This is a genomic window from Pseudomonas sp. BIGb0164 (assembly GCF_024810135.1).
Classification (GTDB): Bacteria; Pseudomonadota; Gammaproteobacteria; order Pseudomonadales; family Pseudomonadaceae; genus Aquipseudomonas.
Window position 1 is genome coordinate 241019 of the sequence record NZ_JANUEA010000006.1, and the last position, 19152, is coordinate 260170.

General features: G+C 59.4%; 19 protein-coding genes. 10 read left to right on the top strand and 9 right to left on the bottom strand.

What is annotated here, in order from left to right; all coding sequences use genetic code 11:
* The first annotated feature begins 6 nt into the window (after positions 1–6).
* Together M2394_RS17845 and M2394_RS17850 are read left to right on the top strand one after the other, a co-directional pair.
* Positions 7–690, top strand: a complete 684-nt coding sequence (locus M2394_RS17845) for an ABC transporter ATP-binding protein (RefSeq protein ID WP_259173328.1) — start codon at positions 7–9, stop codon at positions 688–690.
* On the top strand, positions 690–3200 hold the full coding sequence (locus tag M2394_RS17850) for an ABC transporter permease (RefSeq protein ID WP_259173329.1): 2511 nt from the start codon (positions 690–692) through the stop codon (positions 3198–3200). Before M2394_RS17845 ends, M2394_RS17850 begins: the two co-directional genes overlap by 1 nt.
* 45 nt (positions 3201–3245) lie before the next feature.
* Here the strand turns inward: M2394_RS17850 and greB are convergent, their stop codons facing one another.
* Both greB and M2394_RS17860 read right to left on the bottom strand, forming a co-directional pair.
* Positions 3246–3719 carry a transcription elongation factor GreB gene (gene greB, locus M2394_RS17855; protein ID WP_178924966.1) on the bottom strand — a complete coding sequence of 158 codons (474 nt, stop codon included), beginning with the start codon at positions 3717–3719 and terminating at the stop codon, positions 3246–3248.
* A 131-nt stretch (positions 3720–3850) separates the two neighbouring features.
* Positions 3851–4795 carry a hypothetical protein gene (locus M2394_RS17860; RefSeq protein WP_259173334.1) on the bottom strand — a complete coding sequence of 315 codons (945 nt, stop codon included), beginning with the start codon at positions 4793–4795 and terminating at the stop codon, positions 3851–3853.
* 270 nt (positions 4796–5065) lie between these two features.
* Here M2394_RS17860 and M2394_RS17865 point away from each other — a divergent pair, with 270 nt between their 5' ends.
* From M2394_RS17865 to M2394_RS17875, 3 genes are read left to right on the top strand one after another with little or no spacing between them, the layout of a single operon-like run.
* Positions 5066–5992 carry an ABC transporter ATP-binding protein gene (locus tag M2394_RS17865; protein WP_178924962.1) on the top strand — a complete coding sequence of 309 codons (927 nt, stop codon included), beginning with the start codon at positions 5066–5068 and terminating at the stop codon, positions 5990–5992.
* Positions 5989–6714, top strand: a complete 726-nt coding sequence (locus M2394_RS17870) for an ABC transporter permease (protein ID WP_259173338.1) — start codon at positions 5989–5991, stop codon at positions 6712–6714. Before M2394_RS17865 ends, M2394_RS17870 begins: the two co-directional genes overlap by 4 nt.
* 15 nt (positions 6715–6729) lie before the next feature.
* A complete protein-coding gene (locus tag M2394_RS17875) occupies positions 6730–8397 on the top strand; it encodes a Gldg family protein (protein ID WP_259173339.1) in 1668 nt (555 codons plus the stop codon).
* 4 nt (positions 8398–8401) lie between these two features.
* On the opposite strand, the gene M2394_RS17880 is transcribed toward M2394_RS17875, so the two are convergent.
* The 3 genes from M2394_RS17880 to M2394_RS17890 form a co-directional block, all read right to left on the bottom strand.
* A complete protein-coding gene (locus M2394_RS17880; RefSeq protein WP_259173340.1) occupies positions 8402–8710 on the bottom strand; it encodes a class I SAM-dependent methyltransferase in 309 nt (102 codons plus the stop codon).
* A gap of 260 nt (positions 8711–8970) precedes the next feature.
* Positions 8971–9405, bottom strand: coding sequence for a DoxX family protein (locus M2394_RS17885; protein ID WP_178924956.1), 435 nt, complete (start codon positions 9403–9405; stop codon positions 8971–8973).
* A gap of 103 nt (positions 9406–9508) precedes the next feature.
* Complete coding sequence (locus tag M2394_RS17890; RefSeq protein WP_259173341.1) at positions 9509–10930, bottom strand: transglycosylase SLT domain-containing protein; 1422 nt, start codon at positions 10928–10930, stop codon at positions 9509–9511.
* Positions 10931–11166: 236 nt separating this feature from the next.
* On the opposite strand from M2394_RS17890, the gene M2394_RS17895 reads away from it, so the two are divergent.
* From M2394_RS17895 to M2394_RS17910, 4 genes are all read left to right on the top strand, one after another.
* A complete protein-coding gene (locus M2394_RS17895) occupies positions 11167–11973 on the top strand; it encodes a TatD family hydrolase (protein ID WP_259173342.1) in 807 nt (268 codons plus the stop codon).
* Positions 11974–12069: 96 nt separating this feature from the next.
* Positions 12070–13551, top strand: a complete 1482-nt coding sequence (locus M2394_RS17900; RefSeq protein WP_259173343.1) for a methyl-accepting chemotaxis protein — start codon at positions 12070–12072, stop codon at positions 13549–13551.
* A gap of 483 nt (positions 13552–14034) precedes the next feature.
* Positions 14035–14436, top strand: coding sequence for an immunity 50 family protein (locus M2394_RS17905; protein ID WP_259173346.1), 402 nt, complete (start codon positions 14035–14037; stop codon positions 14434–14436).
* A 296-nt stretch (positions 14437–14732) separates the two neighbouring features.
* Positions 14733–15095, top strand: a complete 363-nt coding sequence (locus tag M2394_RS17910) for an Mpo1-like protein (protein WP_010566540.1) — start codon at positions 14733–14735, stop codon at positions 15093–15095.
* A gap of 3 nt (positions 15096–15098) precedes the next feature.
* Here M2394_RS17910 and M2394_RS17915 read toward each other — a convergent pair whose 3' ends face one another.
* The 3 genes from M2394_RS17915 to M2394_RS17925 form a co-directional block, all read right to left on the bottom strand.
* Positions 15099–15896: an acyl-CoA thioesterase II gene (locus M2394_RS17915; RefSeq protein WP_259173348.1), complete on the bottom strand. Its 798-nt coding sequence runs from the start codon at positions 15894–15896 to the stop codon at positions 15099–15101.
* A 90-nt stretch (positions 15897–15986) separates the two neighbouring features.
* Positions 15987–16748 (bottom strand): CHAD domain-containing protein, encoded by a 762-nt coding sequence (locus M2394_RS17920; RefSeq protein WP_259173349.1) that lies wholly within the window; start codon positions 16746–16748, stop codon positions 15987–15989.
* Between the two features lie 44 nt (positions 16749–16792).
* Complete coding sequence (locus M2394_RS17925) at positions 16793–17071, bottom strand: hypothetical protein (RefSeq protein ID WP_010176194.1); 279 nt, start codon at positions 17069–17071, stop codon at positions 16793–16795.
* Positions 17072–17288: 217 nt separating this feature from the next.
* On the opposite strand from M2394_RS17925, the gene M2394_RS17930 reads away from it, so the two are divergent.
* Complete coding sequence (locus M2394_RS17930; RefSeq protein ID WP_178926036.1) at positions 17289–18326, top strand: patatin-like phospholipase family protein; 1038 nt, start codon at positions 17289–17291, stop codon at positions 18324–18326.
* 118 nt (positions 18327–18444) lie between these two features.
* Here M2394_RS17930 and M2394_RS17935 read toward each other — a convergent pair whose 3' ends face one another.
* Positions 18445–19134 carry a response regulator gene (locus M2394_RS17935; RefSeq protein WP_259173351.1) on the bottom strand — a complete coding sequence of 230 codons (690 nt, stop codon included), beginning with the start codon at positions 19132–19134 and terminating at the stop codon, positions 18445–18447.
* Positions 19135–19152: the final 18 nt, after the last annotated feature.

Below are 19152 nucleotides of genomic sequence, written 5' to 3' on the forward strand. Positions count from 1 at the left end.
TTCTCCATGGGCGCAAGCATTCTCACCGCGCGGAACCTTAGCAAAGTGGTTCCCAGCGCGGAAGGTGAACTGACTATCCTGCACGAACTGAGCCTGGAACTGAACAAGGGCGACAGCCTGGCCATCGTCGGCAGTTCCGGTTCCGGCAAATCCACCCTCCTCGGCCTGCTGGCCGGCCTCGACCTGCCCAGCAGCGGCGAAGTCACCCTCGCCGGCCAGGCCTTGAGTACCCTCGATGAGGACCAGCGCGCGCGCATCCGTGCCGAGCACGTCGGCTTCGTCTTTCAATCCTTCCAGTTACTCGACAGCCTCAACGCCCTGGAAAACGTCATGCTGCCGCTGGAGCTGGACGGCCGCCCGGACGCCCGCGAGCGCGCCCGGCACCTGCTTGAGCGCGTGGGCCTGGGGCAACGCCTGACCCACTCGCCGCGCCAGCTTTCCGGTGGAGAGCAACAACGGGTGGCGATTGCGCGGGCGTTTGCTGCCGAACCGGACGTGCTGTTTGCCGATGAACCCACCGGCAACCTCGACAGCCACACCGGCGAGCGCATCAGCGACCTGCTGTTCGAACTCAATAAAGAGAGCGGCACGACCCTGGTGCTGGTCACCCACGACGAGCGCCTGGCCCACCGTTGCCGACGCCTGATCCGCCTTGAAGCCGGCCTGATGGTCGCGCCCCTGGAGCCTTGATGGCACGTTTGCCGCTGTTGCGCCTGTTCAGCCTTGCCATGCGCCAATTGCTGCGCGACGCCCGCGCCGGTGAATTGCGCGTGCTGTTTTTCGCCTTGCTGGTGGCTGTGGCCGCCAGCACTGCCATCGGTTACTTCGGGGCGCGCCTCAACGGCGCCATGCTGTTGCGCGCCACCGAGTTCCTGGGGGCCGACCTGGTGCTGGAAGGCAGCTCGCCCGCTCGCCCCGAGCAAATCAAATCCGGGACCGAGCTGGGCCTGGATCACGCACGCATCGTCGAGTTCTCCAGTGTGATCGCTGCCGACAGCGGCATTCAGCTGTCGAGCATCAAGGCCGTCAACGAGCAGTACCCGCTGCGTGGAGAACTGAAAAGCGCCGCCGAACCCTATGGGGCCGAAACGCCTGGCGGCGGCCCAAAGCCCGGCGAAGCCTGGGTGGAAGCACGACTGCTGACGGCGCTGAACCTGAAGGTCGGCGACAGCATTGATGTCGGCATGAAGACCCTGCGCCTGGCCCGTATCCTCACCTACGAACCCGACCGAGCCGGCAACTTCTACAGTCTCACGCCACGGGTGATGATCAACCTGTCGGACCTGGACGCCACCGGCGTGGTCCAGCCGGGTAGCCGCGTGAGCTACCGCGAACTGTGGCGCGCACCTCAGGGCAGTACAGCACTGCAAACTTACCGCGACCTGGTCAAGCCAGGGCTTGCCGCCAACCAGCGCCTGCAGGATTCACGCGACGGCAACCAACAGATCGGCGGCGCCCTGGGCAAGGCCGAACGCTACCTGAACATGGCCAGCCTGGTCGCAGTGCTGCTGGCTGGGGTGGCCGTGGCATTGTCCGCCAACCGCTTCGCCAGCCGACGCTTCGATGCCAGTGCCTTGCTACGCTGCCTCGGGCTGTCACGGCGCGAAGCCATGCTGTTGTTCAGCGTGCAACTGGCCGTGCTGGGCCTGCTGGCAAGCCTCGCCGGCGCACTGCTGGGCTGGCTGGCACAATTTGGCCTGTTCTATTTCCTGCACGATCTGCTGCCAGCCGATGTGCCACCGGGTGGGCTGCTGCCCGCCGTCGCGGGCATCGGCACCGGGCTGGTCGCCCTCGCCGGCTTCGCGCTGCCGCCACTGGCCGCGCTGGGCCGCGTGCCACCGTTGCGGGTGTTGCGCCGCGACCTGCTGCCAATCCCGTCCAGCACCTGGATGGTCTACGGTGCGGCATTGTTCGCCCTGGGCCTGATCATGTGGCGCCTGAGCCTCGACTTGGTGTTGACCTTCGCCCTACTGGGCGGTGGTGTCATCGCCGCGCTGATTCTCGGCGGCTTGCTCCTGCTGCTGTTGCAAAGCCTGCGACGGCTGCTGGCGCGCGCCTCCTTGCCGTGGCGCCTGGGGCTTGGCCAATTGCTGCGCCACCCACTGGCAGCGGCAGGCCAATCCCTGGCGTTTGGCCTGATCCTGCTGTCCATGGGGTTGATTGCCTTATTGCGCGGCGAACTGCTCGACACTTGGCAGAACCAGTTGCCCAAGGACGCGCCCAACTATTTCGCCCTGAACATCCTGCCGGCCGACAAGGACGCCTTTGGCGCCCGCCTGCTGGAGGTGCAAGCGCAATCGGCGCCACTGTATCCAGTGGTGCCGGGCCGGCTGATCAGCATCAATGGCGAGCCGGTACAGCAGATCGTCAGCAAGGACTCCAGCGGCGATCGTGCGGTGCAACGCGATTTGAGCCTGACCTGGGCCGCCGACCTGCCACCGGGCAACGTCGTGACAGCCGGTTCCTGGTGGTCGCAGCAGCCGGGCGATGAAATACCTGGTGTGTCGGTGGAGGCCAAGGTCGCCGAGAGCCTCAAGCTCAAGCTCGACGACCACCTGGTCTTCACCGTGGGCGGGGAAAACCGCGAAGCGCGGGTGACCAGCCTGCGTACCATCAACTGGGACAACTTCCAGCCCAACTTCTTCATGATTTTCCAGCCGGGCACCTTGAAGGACCTGCCGGCCACTTACCTCACCAGCTTCTACCTGGCGCCAGGCCATGACCAACAGATCGTCGACCTCTCCAGGGCCTTCCCGGCGGTAACCATCCTGCAGGTCGAGGCACTGCTGGAACAACTGCGCAGCATCCTCGCCCAGGTGACCCTGGCGGTGGAGTATGTGCTGCTGTTCGTGTTGGCCGCCGGGATGGCCGTGCTGTTCTCCGGCTTGCAGGCCACCCTGGACGAACGGATCCGCCAGGGTGCGCTGCTACGGGCACTGGGCGCCGAACGCAAGCTGCTGGTCAAGGCGCGGCGCATCGAGTTCGGTTTGCTGGGTGCGGTCAGCGGCCTGCTGGCCGCACTGGGCACTGAACTGGTGACGCTGGTGTTGTACCGCTACGCCTTTGACCTGGCCTGGCACCCTCACCCGTGGCTATTGCTGTTGCCGGTCATCGGAGCGGTGCTGATCGGGGGGGCCGGTGTATTCGGCACACGCCGAGCGTTGAATGCCAGCCCGCTGACGGTGCTGCGCGAAGGTTGAAACGATGATGGCCCGCGCACTCTTCAGTGCGCGGGCCATCAAGGGTTACTTCACATACTCGATACCGGTGATCCACCAGCACACCTCGCCGCCGGGGGTCTGCACAATGGCCTCATCGTCCACCTCCTTGCGCAGCAAGGCCCTGGCCATGGGCGAGTCGATGGAGATGTAATCCATCCGATCATAAATCTCGTCATACCCGACGATGCGAAAGCGCTTGGTGTCACCCGCCTCGTTTTCGATATCGACCCAGGCGCCGAAAAACACCTTGCCCTCCTGCTCGGGCATGTACTCCACGACCCGCATGTCTTCCAGGCGTTTGCGCAGGTAGCGCACACGCCGATCAATCTCGCGCAGCAGCTTCTTGTTGTACTGGTAATCGGCGTTTTCACTGCGATCCCCCAGGGAGGCTGCCCAAGTCACCTTGCGGGTGGTGTCCGGACGTTTTTCGCGCCACAGGTAATCCAGCTCTTTTTTCAGCGCTTCATGACCTTCTTTGGTAATCAGCTTGGTACTCAAACGCGTGCATCCCCAGGCAAAGTCCAACGGTGCCGATCCGCCAGGGCTTCTTGCCCTGGCGTCGGCGGGCTGGGGTTGATGATAAATGAACCGAGGAAAGTAGCCAGGCCGCTGAACAGTTCCGAGCCGCCTCAAGCCTGCAGAGACTGATCCAGTTCACCCAGCACACTTCGTAGGCTCAGTTGCAGTTGCGATAACTGTGTCGTCATTCGCGCCAGTTCCTGAGCCTTCTGGTTGATCGCCAAGGCTTGAGCATCCAATTCAGCTGCGCGTTGCTCCTGCTCACGTGCGCCGTTCTCAACATGCGATTGCTCCTGCTGCAATCGTGCCTGCCACTGCTCCAGCATCGACTCGCGCTCGGTAATCGCAAGCTTCTGCTGTGTCAGTTCCTGGGCAACTCGAGCAAGGCTGCTCAGCGTGCTGTCGACTTCAACCAACACGGCTTGATCCATCTGCGCGATATTTTTCGGCTCTACAAACGGCGCCGTTGCGACGTCGGCGGGCTGCGGCGCTTCTTCAGTGGGTAACGCAGGAGGTTGCTGCGGCGCGGATTCCGGCGCGCTTGCATCCTTGGTGGCCGCGGTCATTTGTGAAGAGAAGCGAATGGACGGCACGATCAACGAAGCACTCTCGATCGCCGGCAGCACAGGAGCGGACATGCCCAACGTCACCACTTTCATTACCAAGGCTTTCTTGATGATCACCGAATGATGATCTTCAGGCCTCGCCGGTGGCAGTTTGCAGCCTTTCAAATCAATAAAGTGATACGGGACGGGGGGCTCGACACCTCCCGCTTTGCCTCCTGATCCGGCAGCCACCATGAGAATGTGTTTAAACACCTGCATGGCGACTTGCAGGTCTTCCCGGGAGTCCACCCCACTTAAAAAATACCGCTCGAGTTTCTTGCGCAGCATGGCGATGTAAACCCTGGAACTGCCCGGTTCCAACTCCTCGTCGAGGCTATAGGCAAGATAGTTGGACTGGGTCTGGGCAACCGCAAACCCACAGAGCAAAGCACCGTTGACGGGGGCATCTTGACCACCACGTTCAAGAACAAGAGTACGTAGAAGCATCATGACAAACAGGCCTCACTGTAAAAAGGGCGACATTACATAAACAGCAGATAAATCATCGACACGCCATAAACATCAGAGCAATTCAATTGTTTCAGCGAACATCCAAATCAAGCGTAGGACTTGTCTTATAAAAGCCAACGTACATTTTCAAGCCAAATAATTGAACGTACTCTCATTCGAAACCACTCACTACTGCGCGTGAGAAAATCACCAATATTTCAACTTTTCCTACACCCTTAAAATGCTCTAGCCCACCCACCTGGTAGAACAATGATAGAAATAAGCAACCTGACAAAAACCCTGGGTATGAAGCGTGCAATCAGCGACTTGTCATTTTGCATTGAACATCAAGAGTGTGTAGGCCTGCTGGGCAGTAGTGGCGCGGGGAAAACCACACTCCTGAACTTGATGGCGGGGGTCATGAAGCCCACCACCGGCCATATAAAAATCGAAAGATTCAATATCGGCTCCCATCCCGTTCAAGCCAAGAAACAGATTGGCTACCAACTTGATACAGGCCTCTGTCATTGCACCCTGTCAGTCAACGGTTTTCTAAACTTCATCGCCTCTGTGCACGGGTTCAGGGGCGCGGAACATCGCAGACGCGTAGACATGGCAGCGTCACGCCTGGCGTTATGGCCGGTATTCGATTACCCCATCAACACGCTTTCGTTCGGCTTGAAACGCAAGGTGGCCATTGCCCAGGCCATCCTCCACGATCCCAGGGTGTTGCTGCTTGACGAGCCAACCGCAGGACTGACGCCGACCCAACAACTCAAGCTGATGACGCTTATCCGATCCCTGGCCGAAGAAATGGCAGTCATTGTCACCTCTCGCCATGGCGACGAACTGGCCAATCTCTGCACCCGCGCCCTGGTACTCGCAGACGGGCACCTGGTTGCCGACGCGCCGCTGGCCCAGTTGCAACGCAACTCTCGCCACTCCCAAGCCATCACCCTGGCCTGTGACACCCCGCTTGACCTGTTGGCCCTGGCGGTTCTACCCGGCGTCGCGGGTATCGAAGAAAACCGACTCGCGCCGGGTACGGTCACCGTGCTCGCCATGCCTGGGCATGCCATCTATCCACCCATCAATGCACTTATCGCCAGCCGGGGATGGAACATAACAGCGGTCAGCCTGGAGCCCGGGCGCCTGAGCGATGTCGTTAATCACCTGAGTCAAGGAAGCCCGCTTTGAAACAGGTATCCGTCATTTTCAAGCATCAACTCATCCGTTATGCCTGCGTGCCAGGCACCTACCTGCATGTCGCGGTTTTCCTGGCGTTATCTGCTGCGTTGGGCCTACTGACAAACCAGTGGCTGGAACAGGAAAGCAACGATTTACAGGCCTTCTTCCGGTTTCACCCCTGGCTTTACCTGTGGTTGATACCCGCACTGTCGATGCAGTTATGGGCCGATGAGTGCAACCGCGGCTTTTTCGAGTTGATGCAAGCCTTGCCCATTACACCGGCAGAGCACGTCATCGGAAAGTTCCTGGCAGGCTGGGTAATCAGCGCAATCGCCTTATCACTGACATTCCCTGTCGTAATAGCTGCCAACTTGCTGGGCACTGCGGACAACACCGTTATTTTTTCGCAATACATGGTCAGTTGGCTATTGGCCGGGAGTTATCTGTCGGTAGGCTGTTTCATCTGCACCTTGACCCATCGTAGAACCGTTATCTTCATATTGACGATCTGCCTGTTACTTGTGGCCTGCGCGCTTTCTTCAATCCTGGACGCACTTGAACACCAGGCCCCCATCTGGTTGATCGATAGCCTGGCTACCCTGGACTCCCTATTACGCTTTGGCACTGTCGGCTATGGAAAACTTACCCTGCATGACACTTTGTATTTCATCAGCATGATCTTGGCCTTTCTATTTGCGGCGACTGTCACGCTTAACGCTAAAAACCGCTGACAAGGAAAGCACGCTATGCATTCCGCTCTTCGCTCAGGTATCACACTGATCGTCATCCTATTGCTGTTTCTGGCGTTCAACTTAGTGTGGATAGGCAAGATTCCGAATATTCGGTGGGACTTCTCACAGGAAAAACTTTACACGTTGTCGCCTGCCGCACACCAATTGGCAGCAACGCTCGAGGGTCCGGTGGATTTGTATTTTTTCAACGATCAACTGCACCCCAAACGAAGCAGCATTGAGAAACGCTTTGGCCTGCGAGTGGAGGACCTGCTCAAGGAATACGAAAAAGCGGCGTCGGGCAGGATCAATCTGCACATCATTCACCCTGCTCCTTTTTCAGAAGATGCCTACAAGGCAGGGTTGTTTGGCCTCGACGACCAGTACGGTTTATTCGGGCTTATCGGCACCCGCGCCGGCCAGAGCGCGCAACGTATCGAAGCCTTCAGCAGTGATCGCGAAGCATTGCTCGAGTATGAAATCGGCCACTTGCTGCAAAACCTGTCAAACCCCGACCCCAGGTCGGTGGGTCTGCTCTCAGGGGTATCCATCAATAAATCCGCTGGGCGCCTGCTGACGCAATTGAGGGGACATTTCAATGTCATGGAGTTGGCGCCGCACCTTGAGCGCATGCCTCAAGGCATCAAGACGTTGATGGTCATCCATCCGGAAAAACTGCCTGATCGGGCCCTGTATGCGATCGATCAGTTTGTATTGGGCGGCGGCAAAATAGTGGTGTTTACCGAACCGTCAAGCGGCGCACCGACCAGGTTCGGCTCAATGCTGGCTGGCTGGGGCGTGCATCTGCAGACGGACGGGATACTCGTCGACACTACCTATACCATCCCCCAAGGCCTGTTGGCGCTGCCTCGCGAAGCGACAAACGCCAACGACATCAGCAGTGGAAGGGTCAACGCGCTGACAATGTCGAGCGTTGGCGCACTCGCGCGCGCCGAGAAAGTCCGCACCCGCTTCACTCCGCTGCTCCAGGGTTCAGCGCAATCCCGATGGGTGATCGCTGGGATTAGCGTGCCCGCCGATAAAGCCTCTCCCGAAGCCCAGCGCGCAGTGATCGCCGCGCGTATCGAGGGGCCGGCCTACTCTGCATTCACGGACGGTATCGGCGGACTGCCTGCCGGATTGCAGAAAGCTTCGCAGATTCATGCCGTCGTCGTGGCTGACGCCGACATGCTCAGTGACGCCCTGAATGACCCAGGCAACAACGACAACATAAGGTTTGCCCTCAATATACTGGACAACCTGGCCGCTCCCGAAGCGCTTGCCGATATCCGCCCCCGATCAATGACAGGCCACACACTGCACGTGTTGAAAGCCATGGGGGCGGCCGCTGAACAACACTACCGAGAAAAGGCGGGTGAGCTGGAACTAAGCCTTGAGCGAACGGAACGGGAGTGGCAGACGCTGCACCCGCAAGCCGTGACGCTCACTCCCCAGTCGGTTGACATCAGCACCCGACTGCAAGCACTCAACAAAGAACGGCTGCGTTTGCCCATGGAATTGCACGGTTTGAAGGTCGAGGCCTACGCCGAACTGCAGCGCCTGAAATTCATCATCAAGCTGGTACTGATCGCGGCCGTACCGCTGGTGCTGTGCCTGATTGCCTGGGCGCTGCTCCTGTACCAGAACCGTCGCCGCACTTTGCCACCCGTGGCTTTTGACTGACCCCTCAGCGACGGGCAATCAGCCCCTGGCGCGCGATGCGCACCAAGTGTCCAATCACTTCGTCTGCCGCATAGGCGCTGGGGGCCTGGATCACAGCCAGGTCAAAGCTGTTGTTGGCAAACCGGGCCAGAGAATCACCCGCTTCCACAAATTGGATCAGGAAGGCCGAAGGGCGTCCGCTGCGACGCGGCCAGCCGTCCAGGTAACGCAACAGCGTCGGCTGGTGCTTGCCACCCAGCAGGATTTTAGGATTGCGTTGAGTCAGGTCCGCGGTGATCGGGGCCAGGCGTATCAGGGGGCGTAGTGCATTCATCGTGTCGTGTCTCTGCCTCAAAAGTCTGCGGGCAGGTGAGAGGCAACACCGAACCAGCGCTTTAGCGGTATTTCGAAACCTGCCTCGGGGTGAGTGCATGCTTCTGTCAGGACTGCATTGAGTCCCGCTGGCGCCCCGCAATTAGCTGTTTAAATCGGCGCATGAGCAGCATCCTAGAGAAGCCGGTGGGCCAGTGTCAAGAATCCCGAGAGACGAAAAAGCCCGCTCATGGCGGGCTTTTTCAGGTTTTTCTGCAGGTGTCAGTGGCTGATGGCACGGTCCGCAGACAACTTGCCCGCCCCTTCCAGCAATACCGCCAGCGAGCCGCCAAGCAAGGCCAGGGCGAATTCATAGCCGTTGTTGGCCATGAACAGGCCGTTGTGAATATGCACAGAGAAGATCGCCACCACCGACAGGATGGTCAGACCCAACGCCGCAGGGCGAGCCAGCAGACCAATGATCAATGCCAGGCCAGCAAAGAACTCCGTACCACCGGACAACACCGCCATCAGGGTACCGGGCGCCAGGCCGATGCTTTCCATCCACTGCGCAGTCCCTGCGAGGCCGTAGCCACCGAACCAGCCGAAGAGTTTTTGCGAACCGTGGGCAGCGAAGATGATGCCGACAAAAATGCGCAGAATCGTCAGACCATAGCCAGCGCGAGTGGACAGGATGCTTTTGATCAGTGGGCTCATGGGGATAATCCTTTTCAAAGTAGGGTTGGGTTGGCCGCTATATTAATCAGATTAAACAATGATAAAAGCCGAAAAAATGCCTAATTCATATCGACAAATTAGATTACTTACGTGAGGCGACTTTCGGCGCTGGCGGCTCCAGGGACTCCCGCTCCCGATCAAACGCCAAGTAGTACTTGTTCACGCTATTAACATAGCTGACGCCGCCCATCCCCACTTGCTCCATGGCAATACGCTCGACCTGGAAGAACCACTGATTGGGGTTCAGCCCTCGGCGCCGGGCTTCTGCGCGCATACCCTGCACGCGCTCTGGCCCCATGTTGTAGGCGGCGAGTACAAACGCCATGCGCTCACGCTCGTTCAGCTTGGGACTGGCAAAGAACTTGCGCCTGATCATCGCCAGGTAGCGCGCACCGGCCTGCACATTACTGTCGAGACTTTCGATATTGTTGACCCCTACCCGCTGCGCTGCGGACGGCGTGATCTGCATCAGGCCGGTCGGTCCGCCACTGTTACGCGCCCCCGGGTCAAACGCCGACTCCTTGAAGGCCAGCGCCGCCAGGTTCAGCCAGTCCATGCCCTGCTCGCGGGCATGCTTCTGCAGGACCGGGCGCAATTTTTCCAGGCGCTGGCGGTCGGCCCGGGCCAAGGGGTTGCGGACCTGGTAGAGGCGACGGTAGATGCGTTGAAAGGCCACATCCTGGTCGGACGGCGTTCGATACGTCTTGAGGAAACGGTCGATGCTGGCCCGCAGCATCGAAGCGTCCTGGCGGACAAACCAATACTCGTCGCCCGGCTCGCTGATCGCCACCTGCCGGTCAAAGCGCAGCTTGGGCAGGATCTTCGACCAGCGCTCGGCTATCGGTTTTTCGACAATGGTGAGGTGAAAGATTCCGGCCTGTACCATCTCCAGCACGTCTTCAACGGCCAGCGTCGGGTCGACCCATTCCACCTTTACCGGCGGCTGCTTGTGCAGGGCCAGCTTCTGGTTGACCTGGCTGATTGCGTCCGCAGCCGCACTGCCGGTGGTCAGCGCCAGGGTACGCCCGGAAAGTTGCTCGAGCTTGGTGAACCGGCGTTCCCCCTTGACGCCCACCAACCACAAGGGCACATCGCTGGCGATCGGGTCACTGGTGCTGATCTTGTGCGCCGCCTTCACATCCAGCAACTCACCGGGGGCTACCAGGTCGCCTTCACCACGGGCCAACGCACCCAGCAGTTGATCCTTGGCCTTGGGAATGATCTTGAGGGAAATTTCTTCGCCATCACGGGCGTGGCCGTTCAGGTATTGCTCGAACGCACGCAGGCGGTGGTATTCGATACCAATGGCCTGGCCCTGGATTTCACCGGAGCTGTTGCGGCTCTGGTTGACCAGCACGCGTAGAGTGCGGCTGGAGCGGATTTGCGCCAGGTCCCGCACCTTGCCGGGCTTGGTCACTTCCAGCGGCCCGTCCAGACGCGCGACCGCCACCATGGGCAGCGATAACGTCAGGCACAACATAAGCAACGCCGAGGGTCGGATCATCCGCTCTCCGGAAAGAATACTGGCCAACGCCCTCGCGAAAAACGAGACGCTGGGTGTCAGAAACAGAGCGCTTTATGCGCTGGCAAGGCGCGCAACGGTGGCACAGGGTAAGGCAGTCAGCCAAACGCAATGTCACTTGCGACGTTCAAAGACAGCTATAACTCGTTGTAGTTCTTCGATTTTCTTATAAATCTACAGCTCTGATATGCTTTCCGACCGCAGGCGGAGGTAGCACCATGCAACTCATTGATATCGGCGTCAACCTGACCAACCCCAGTTTCGACGAGAGGCACCAGGCTGTTCTCGAGCGTGCCTATGCTGCCGGCGTGCAACAATTGGTGCTCACCGGCACCAGTGTCGATGGCAGCGAACAGGCCCTGGAACTGAGCGTGAAACTCGACGAAAGCGGCCAGCGCCTGTTCAGTACGGCCGGTATCCACCCTCATTCCGCCAGCGATTGGAACGGCGACAGCGCCCAACGTTTGCGCGGTTTGCTCAGCGAACCTCGCGTGCGGGCAGTGGGCGAATGCGGGCTGGATTTCAACCGTGATTTTTCCCCACGCCCTCAACAGGAAAAAGTCCTTGAAGAACACCTGGCCCTGGCCGTCGAGCTGAAGCTGCCGGTGTTTCTCCATGAGCGCGATGCCAATCAGCGCCTGCTGGAGATCCTCAAGGACTATCGCGACCACCTCACCGCCGCCGTGGTGCATTGCTTCACGGGGGAACAACAGGCGCTGTTCAGCTACCTCGACCTCGACTTGCATATCGGCATCACCGGTTGGATCTGCGACGAACGCCGTGGGACGCACCTACACCCCCTGGTCAGGGAAATTCCCCGGGGCCGCCTGATGCTGGAAAGCGATGCCCCTTACCTGCTGCCGCGCACCCTGCGTCCCAAGCCGAAAAACGGCCGTAACGAACCGGCGTATCTGGTGGAAGTACTGCGCGAAGTGGCTCTGCATCGCCACGAAAGCGTGGAAGACCTGGCCCAGCACAGCACCGCCTGCGCCCGCCGCTTTTTTGGGCTGCCCAGCGTGGATTGATGCGGCGCATTGACCCATGTCAAAACCGGTTTTCTGAGTAGCGGCACAATAATGGCACCTTGCCAATGCTGTTTCCGCTATCAGAGAAAACCTTCCATGGGTGCCTGGCTTAGCAATATCTCGCTGAAATACAAATTCTGGGCCGTGAACGCGGTCGCTTTCATCACCACATTGCTGCTGGTGTTGTACGCAGTGCAGCTCGAACAACAGGCACGCAGCGATGCGTCCCAGGCCTCGGCGCAGGCTCAAGGGCGATTGCTCGCTGCCTGGCCGACCGAAAAAGCGCTCCCCAAAAGCGAACACTGGCTGACGTTTACTCGTGGCCAAACCCCACACCTGGCCGATCAAGATCTGTCAGCCCTGAGCAGCGCCAGCGGCTGGGTCGAGCTCAACCCCATGCCGTTGCTGGGTGAAAATCCGCTGCTGGGTGCTGAAGTGATCAACCGGGCAGACGGCCAGAATCTCGCCGTGCTGGCCTACGCGCCCAGCCTGAGCCAGGTGTTCAGTGATCGTTTTGCCAATTACGCCGTCGCCGTTGCGATCCTGATGCTGGCGATGCTCGGCGCCTCACAACTGCTGATCCGTTTCCTGCTCAGCCAGCTCAATACGCTCAAGGACGTGATGCTGCACGTGGAGAAAACCGGCGACTTGTCGGCGCGTGTACCCTTGGCGTGCAAGGATGAGGTCGGCCAGATGGCCACCGCGTTCAATGCCATGCAGGCCGGCTACCAGCGGGTAGTCAGCACCGTGGCGCGCACCGCCCAGCAACTCGACGACGGCGCCGCACGCCTGGCCAGCAGCATGAACGAGGTGCAGCACGGCATGCTCGGCCAGCAAAGCGAAACCGACCAGGCCGCCACCGCGATCAACGAGATGACGGCCACCGTCTACCACATCGCCCAACACGCCGGCGCCACCCGCGACCTGTCCCAGACCGCCGACACCCTTGCCGGCAGCGGTCAGGAGGTGGTCACCCGCGTACAACGCTCGATTGCCGGCCTGTCCACCGGTGTGCAGCAGACCGCCGAAATGATCCAGAAACTGGCCGAAGACAGCCAGAAGATCAACGGCGTGGTCGGGGTGATCCACAGCATCGCCGAGCAGACCAACCTGCTCGCCCTCAACGCCGCCATCGAAGCTGCCCGCGCTGGGGAAATGGGTCGTGGTTTTGCGGTGGTCGCCGACGAAGTGCGCAACCTGGCCAAGCGCGTGCAAAGCTCCACCGACGAAATCACCCGCATGGTCTCGGCCTTGCAAGCCGGCACCCGCGATGCCGTGGACTTCATGCAGGAAAGCTCGTTCAAGGCCGACGATTGCGTACAGCAAGCCCAGGAAGCCGGCGCCGCACTCGCCGAAATCACCGGAGCGGTCGCGCAGATGCGTGAAAGCAATACCCAGATCGCCGTCGCCGCCGAACAGCAGAGCCACGTCGCCGAAGAGATGAACCGCGCGGTGGTGAGCATCCGTGATGTCACCGAGAATACCGTGCAGCAGACCGTGGACTCGGCGACGACCAGTAATGAGCTGGCAACGTTGGCTGGGGAATTGAGTAAAGCGATTGGGCAATTGAAGCTGTAAGGCTTTTTAACCTGTAATCCATCCCTTACACCAACGCCTCGGTTTACCCGAGGCTTTCGCGAATCTTCCTAGCATTCCTGGCGAATAACGCCGGCTTCTTTCCCTTATAAACCTCTGCAAAGTCCTTCGCCTGATCAAACAGTGCGAAGGATTGCAGATGAATTTTTTCGTTAGTGCCCTGATGGGCAGGGCTGTCTCAGACGCCTCTCCCATATGGAGGCATCGCGCATGACCGACGCTTCCCACATTGCCCTAATAGAACATGAGCTGAATGGCGTTCATCAAAGCATATCGGAGTATCACCAACAGACGGTCGCCTGCTATTCGCGCGCATTGAACTCAGTCAACCACGCCGCAGACATGCCTCTGTTGCTGGAAACTAAGTTGAAGACCAAACGACACACTTCCACTTAACACCTATTGAGCAACCCGAAACGGAAACGTTATCGGCACAAAAACAAAATATTACCTTAGAGGGAAATAATGAAATATTGGAATGAAATAGAGAACACTATATTTTTTGAAAAAATCTTCAGTCAACCTGTCGAGATAGGTGAAATTTTTCTATTATCGCTACAAATAGACAATGACCGACCGAGGCTGGGAATTGGATTTGACATACCTGAGTTCCCGGACGTCCTACCGGAAAAATGGAAAGACAAGGACTACAACGTCTGCAGGCTCGGCATTGACTGCTATGAAATTAGCGATCTAAAAATACTCAACATACCAAACAGAGATACTTTCGCAGTAGAAATAACAAAAAAAGATGGCCAACTTCACTTTAAAGCCGCCAACAAACACTCTTTAATCGAATTCAACTCTAAGGACATTTCATTGATCAACCCAAATGTTTACATCAGAGGCAATGATGAGGACTTTTAAAAAGCACTCTTTAGCGAAAACAATCTAATTCTGTTGGTATGCGACTCAAAATACAGAGGCTGGCAAGTCGGCAATGCGCTAGACGTTACATCTCTCTTGGGTGAAACAACCGGCCACCCATTCTGGTTAACAGATACCCACCTCACGTTTCTAATCCATATGGACGACCATGACTGCGTCACTTGGGCATGAAAAACGCCTCTCTATAACGCCCATAGCCATCCCCAATTCGCCCACCCGCCCCACCCCACCTAAACTCTGTCCAATATGTTTCAACGGACAGAGGATTCACCATCATGGGCAAACGTCACCCCAATCTCCCCGCCTGGCAATGGCGTAACTACCCACAAAACCATCAACACCCGACCAACCTGGCGTTGCACCTGATTGCCGTGCCGCTGTTCATCATCGGGTTTCTGTTGATTGTGTCGGGCGTGTTCAGCCTGAGCCTGGCGAGTTTCGCTGTTGGCGTGGTCGGCATCCTGGCCGGCTTGGCGTTGCAGCGCCATGGCCACAGCCTGGAAGCCCAGGCCAGTGAGCCGTTCAGTGATCGTAAAGATGCGGTGCAGCGCCTGGTGGTCGAGCAGTTTGTGACCTTCCCACGCTTTGTATTGAGCGGTGGCTGGTGGCGCGCCTGGCGGCAGCGCCATCGGCACTGAGCCTCAGGCGAACACCACCACGGTCTGGCGGCTGATGGCGATCAATTCGCCGGTCGGGCTCCACAGTGCGGCGGCGGCGTGGCCGTAGCCGTCACGGGCGTGCTCGATGTTGACGTAGTACTGGCACCAGTCGAGGGTCGTCAGGTCTTGCAGGGGCTGGATGAACTCGATGGTCCAGGTCAGGGTGCTGCCGGGCGCGGGCTTTTTCAGATGGGGAAGCAAGGCCGGGGGCCAGGCGTCGACCAGGGCCAGGATATGCGACTCGGTCAACGGCTCTTCCTTCACGTCGCCGCGCAAGCGCACCCAGCCGCCCATGTCGCGAGATTTATTGCCGGTAAACGGCAGCCCGCCGACGCTCCAACGCATTGCCACGTGTTTCATGAACTCAGGCGTCACGCCCTTGATGTACGGCAGCTCCTGGCATTCATCCCAATGCTTGAAGGTCGGCGGCGCTTCACTGGCCACATCAATCTCTGACTCGCGGGATGCGCCAAAGCTGGCTTGCACCAGGGTCGCCACTTCACCGTTCTGCACCACGCGACCCAACAATTGGCTGACGGCCTTGCCTTCGCGCAACACTTCAACCTGATAACTGGCGGGAACATCCGCTGTCACCGGGCCGACAAAGGTCACGGCCAATGACCGCAAAGGCCGGCCATCCGGCACCTTGGCGCGTAGGGCTTCGTATTGCAGTGCGGCGACCAGGCCACCAAAGGTTGCGCGCCCCTGAGCCCATTCGGCGGGGATGGTGACATCCAGCGGGTTGCGACGGGCAGCGTCGAGCAAATCACTAAAGCGCATGGCGACCTCACATCAGCTAAACAGATGGGGGGATGTTAACCATCGCGCCCTTGCGATACAGCGCCTATTCCGGCCAAAAACCGGACCGCTTCAGAAACAATCGGCGCTGAGCTTTTCCAGCACCCTGTCGGCCCGCCCTTCGGCCTTGGCCATGGTGCGATGCCAGGTCGCAACACAGGGCTGCAGGTCCGGTTGATGCTGGGCCTGAGCCAACCACTGCCAGCAGTCATGCCAATCACCGAGGGCGCCCTGGGCTTTTTTCAGTCGGGACATGGCGTTGGCGGGGAGTTTGTCCAGCTCGGGATAGGCTTCGGCGGCGTAGCGCACGCGCTTGATCAGCAACCGCAGGCGGTGGCGATCGTGATCTGGGTCTTTGAGTGCTTCATCGAGTTTCTGCCATTGCTTGGCCAAGCGTTTCTCGATGCGTGGGCGCAGCCCCTTGAGCAGCTTTTGATGCTCAGAGGCACGGAGAAAGCGCGGGAAGGCATCCAGGATGAGCAGCAGGTGAGCCAACTCCGGGCTTTGCGCCACGTGCCGATACGCATCGGGTTGCAAGCGCAAGCGCCGGTCTGCCGCCGCGTGATGGCCGTGCTGATGCAGATACGCCGCCAGGACCTCTCGGTCCCGCAGCGGCGTGGTGATCTGGCCGACGGTACTGGCCGCCAATTCAAGCTGCTCGACACCCGGCAGCCCGCGCAATGGGCGAAGGAGGCTGCGCAGCCGCCGCACGGTGGTGCGCAGGTCGTGCAAGGCTTCATCGTCGGTGACGGCGGCGAGGCGAGCCTGGCAGCTCAGTAACCCTACTTCCAGGCCAATGACCTGAGCGACTAACTGATCGACCAACGCTGACATCCCTTCCTCCCCTGACGATGAAGATCCCTGATCACGGCGAAAGGTCAACGCCCGGCGCGCGACTCACGAATATAGAACCGCGCTTTCTCGGCCTTGTTGGAGCAGCCTTCAAACGCTTCGAATTGCTGTTGGGTCTTGGCACCGGTCAGCAAGGACAAGGCCTTAGAGTAGCTCACAGTGCCGGCAAAGCCTTCGGCCTTGGCCAGGTCCAGTTCATGCCACGCGGCATCCAGTTGCGTGCCGCAGCTGTCGCGGTACGCGGTTTTCCCGGCACAACCGGCCAGGGCCAACACGATCACAGGCACACACATCCAGGCTTTCATCGATGACACCTCAAATAAAGAAAAACAGTCGTACGTTGTAGACGTTGCCTACAAGAAAAAGTGCCTTGTCTGTCAGCCCCAAATCAAAAGCGTCTATCGCCAGAGCATACCCGAGCACCGCGCCCCGCCAGCAAAAATATTACCGCCCCAGGCGAAGATTGAAGGCGCCCCCTCAATGGGTGCATTGTGGGCACCTGCCTTGGGGAGGACATGGACCATGAAAAAACGTGTTGCCTTGGTATTGGGCTCCGGAGGGGCCCGAGGTTACGCCCACATCGGAGTGATCGAAGAGATCGAACGGCGCGGCTATGACATCGCCTGTGTCGCCGGTTGTTCCATGGGGGCCGTGGTCGGCGGGATCTACGCAGCCGGCAAACTGGAGGATTATCGAAACTGGATTGAAAGCCTCGACTACCTGGATGTGCTGCGCCTGGTGGACGTGAGTTTTCGCCTGGGGGCGATTCGTGGCGAGAAGGTCTTCGGGCAGATCCGCAAGATCGTCGGCGAGATCAACATCGAAGAACTGCGTATCCCCTACACCGCCGTCGCCACCGACCTCACCAACCAGCAGGAGATCTGGTTCCAGGAAGGCTGCCTGCACCAGGCCATGCGCGCCTCGGCCGCCATCCCCAGCCTGTTTACGCCGGTGATGCAAGGCAACCGCATGCTGGTGGACGGCGGACTGCTCAACCCGCTGCCGATCGTGCCGGTGGTGTCGAGCCATTGCGACCTGATCATTGCGGTCAACCTCAACGCCACCAACCAGAAACACTATCACCTGCCGGTGATCCAGCGCCCGCCTGCGTTCAAGAGCCGCTTCAACAGCCTGGCCAAATCCCTGGGCTCGCACCTGCCCTTTCGACGCAAGCAGGCCGAGCAACTGATGAAGCTGGAACAGGAAGCCTTGCAGGCTGAAGCGGCAGAGATCAACCCGTGGCTGGAATCGGCCGAGCCCGAATCCCAGCAACCCGCCGCCGCGCCGGAAAAAGCCGGCGCGCCCAAGTCGGCGACCGGTTCGTTCATCATCGACAACGTGGGGCCCGCATCACTGTTGGACCTGATCAACCAGAGTTTCGAGGTGATGCAGACGTCCTTGGCGCAGTACAAGATTGCTGGCTACCCGCCTGATGTGTTGATCAACGTGCCAAAGCGGGTGTGTCGGTTTTTCGAGTTCTATAAGGCGCCAGAGTTGATTGCCTTGGGGCGGGAAATTGCCAGTGATACCTTGGATCGGTATGAGAGTGAGCAGCACTGAGAACTTCGGTGTTGCTGATGACGCCATCGCAGGCAAGCCAGCTCCCACAGTTGATCGCATACCACCTTCGAATGTGGGGTGGCTTGCCGGCGATAGCGTCAGGCCAGGCACCACACACCTATGCGTTCAACAACCGATACCCCACCCCCGCCTCGGTCACGATAAAACGCGGCTGTGTCGGATCATCCGCCAGCTTCTGACGCAAATGCCCCACCACGATCCGCAAGTAGTGGCTGTCCTCGGTATGGGTCGGCCCCCAGATGTCCTTGAGCAATTGCTGCTGGGTGATCACGCGCCCAGGATGCCTCGCCAGTTGCGCCAGCACCGCGTATTCCTTGCGGGTCAGGGCGACTTCAACACCGTCCAGCAGCACCCGGCGATAGGCCAGGTCCACCGTCAGCGGGCCAAAATTCAACGCGGCTTCCTGGGTCTCCCCGGCCGGAGCCTGGCGCAATAGGGCACGTACACGGGCGAGAAATTCCTGGATGCCAAACGGTTTAGTCACGTAGTCATTGGCGCCGCTGTCCAGCGCCTCGACTTTCTGCACTTCACTGGCGCGCACCGACAACACCAGCACCGGCACCGTCGACCACTCGCGAAACTCGCGCAACACCTGTTGCCCGTCCATGTCCGGCAGGCCCAGGTCGAGCACCAGCAAATCCGGCTTGCTCAACGCTGCTTGCGCCAGGCCTTCGTTGCCGGTGCCGGCCTCGATCACCTTGTAGCCTTGGGAGGCCAGGCTGATGCGCAGGAATTTGCGGATCTGCGGCTCGTCATCAATGACCAAAATCGTTGCGGTCTGGCTCATGGTGTCCAATCAAAATCC

Bases quoted from the DNA above. Each gene is read 5' to 3' on its own strand.
- M2394_RS17845 (WP_259173328.1), top strand. From the start codon at position 7: ATGGGCGCAAGCATTCTCACCGCGCGGAACCTTAGCAAAGTGGTTCCC.
- M2394_RS17850 (WP_259173329.1), top strand. From the start codon at position 690: ATGGCACGTTTGCCGCTGTTGCGCCTGTTCAGCCTTGCCATGCGCCAA.
- M2394_RS17860 (WP_259173334.1), bottom strand. From the start codon at position 4,795: ATGATGCTTCTACGTACTCTTGTTCTTGAACGTGGTGGTCAAGATGCC.
- M2394_RS17865 (WP_178924962.1), top strand. From the start codon at position 5,066: ATGATAGAAATAAGCAACCTGACAAAAACCCTGGGTATGAAGCGTGCA.
- M2394_RS17875 (WP_259173339.1), top strand. From the start codon at position 6,730: ATGCATTCCGCTCTTCGCTCAGGTATCACACTGATCGTCATCCTATTG.
- M2394_RS17880 (WP_259173340.1), bottom strand. From the start codon at position 8,710: ATGAATGCACTACGCCCCCTGATACGCCTGGCCCCGATCACCGCGGAC.
- M2394_RS17885 (WP_178924956.1), bottom strand. From the start codon at position 9,405: ATGAGCCCACTGATCAAAAGCATCCTGTCCACTCGCGCTGGCTATGGT.
- M2394_RS17890 (WP_259173341.1), bottom strand. From the start codon at position 10,930: ATGATCCGACCCTCGGCGTTGCTTATGTTGTGCCTGACGTTATCGCTG.
- M2394_RS17895 (WP_259173342.1), top strand. From the start codon at position 11,167: ATGCAACTCATTGATATCGGCGTCAACCTGACCAACCCCAGTTTCGAC.
- M2394_RS17900 (WP_259173343.1), top strand. From the start codon at position 12,070: ATGGGTGCCTGGCTTAGCAATATCTCGCTGAAATACAAATTCTGGGCC.
- M2394_RS17905 (WP_259173346.1), top strand. From the start codon at position 14,035: ATGAAATATTGGAATGAAATAGAGAACACTATATTTTTTGAAAAAATC.
- M2394_RS17910 (WP_010566540.1), top strand. From the start codon at position 14,733: ATGGGCAAACGTCACCCCAATCTCCCCGCCTGGCAATGGCGTAACTAC.
- M2394_RS17915 (WP_259173348.1), bottom strand. From the start codon at position 15,896: ATGCGCTTTAGTGATTTGCTCGACGCTGCCCGTCGCAACCCGCTGGAT.
- M2394_RS17920 (WP_259173349.1), bottom strand. From the start codon at position 16,748: ATGTCAGCGTTGGTCGATCAGTTAGTCGCTCAGGTCATTGGCCTGGAA.
- M2394_RS17925 (WP_010176194.1), bottom strand. From the start codon at position 17,071: ATGAAAGCCTGGATGTGTGTGCCTGTGATCGTGTTGGCCCTGGCCGGT.
- M2394_RS17930 (WP_178926036.1), top strand. From the start codon at position 17,289: ATGAAAAAACGTGTTGCCTTGGTATTGGGCTCCGGAGGGGCCCGAGGT.
- M2394_RS17935 (WP_259173351.1), bottom strand. From the start codon at position 19,134: ATGAGCCAGACCGCAACGATTTTGGTCATTGATGACGAGCCGCAGATC.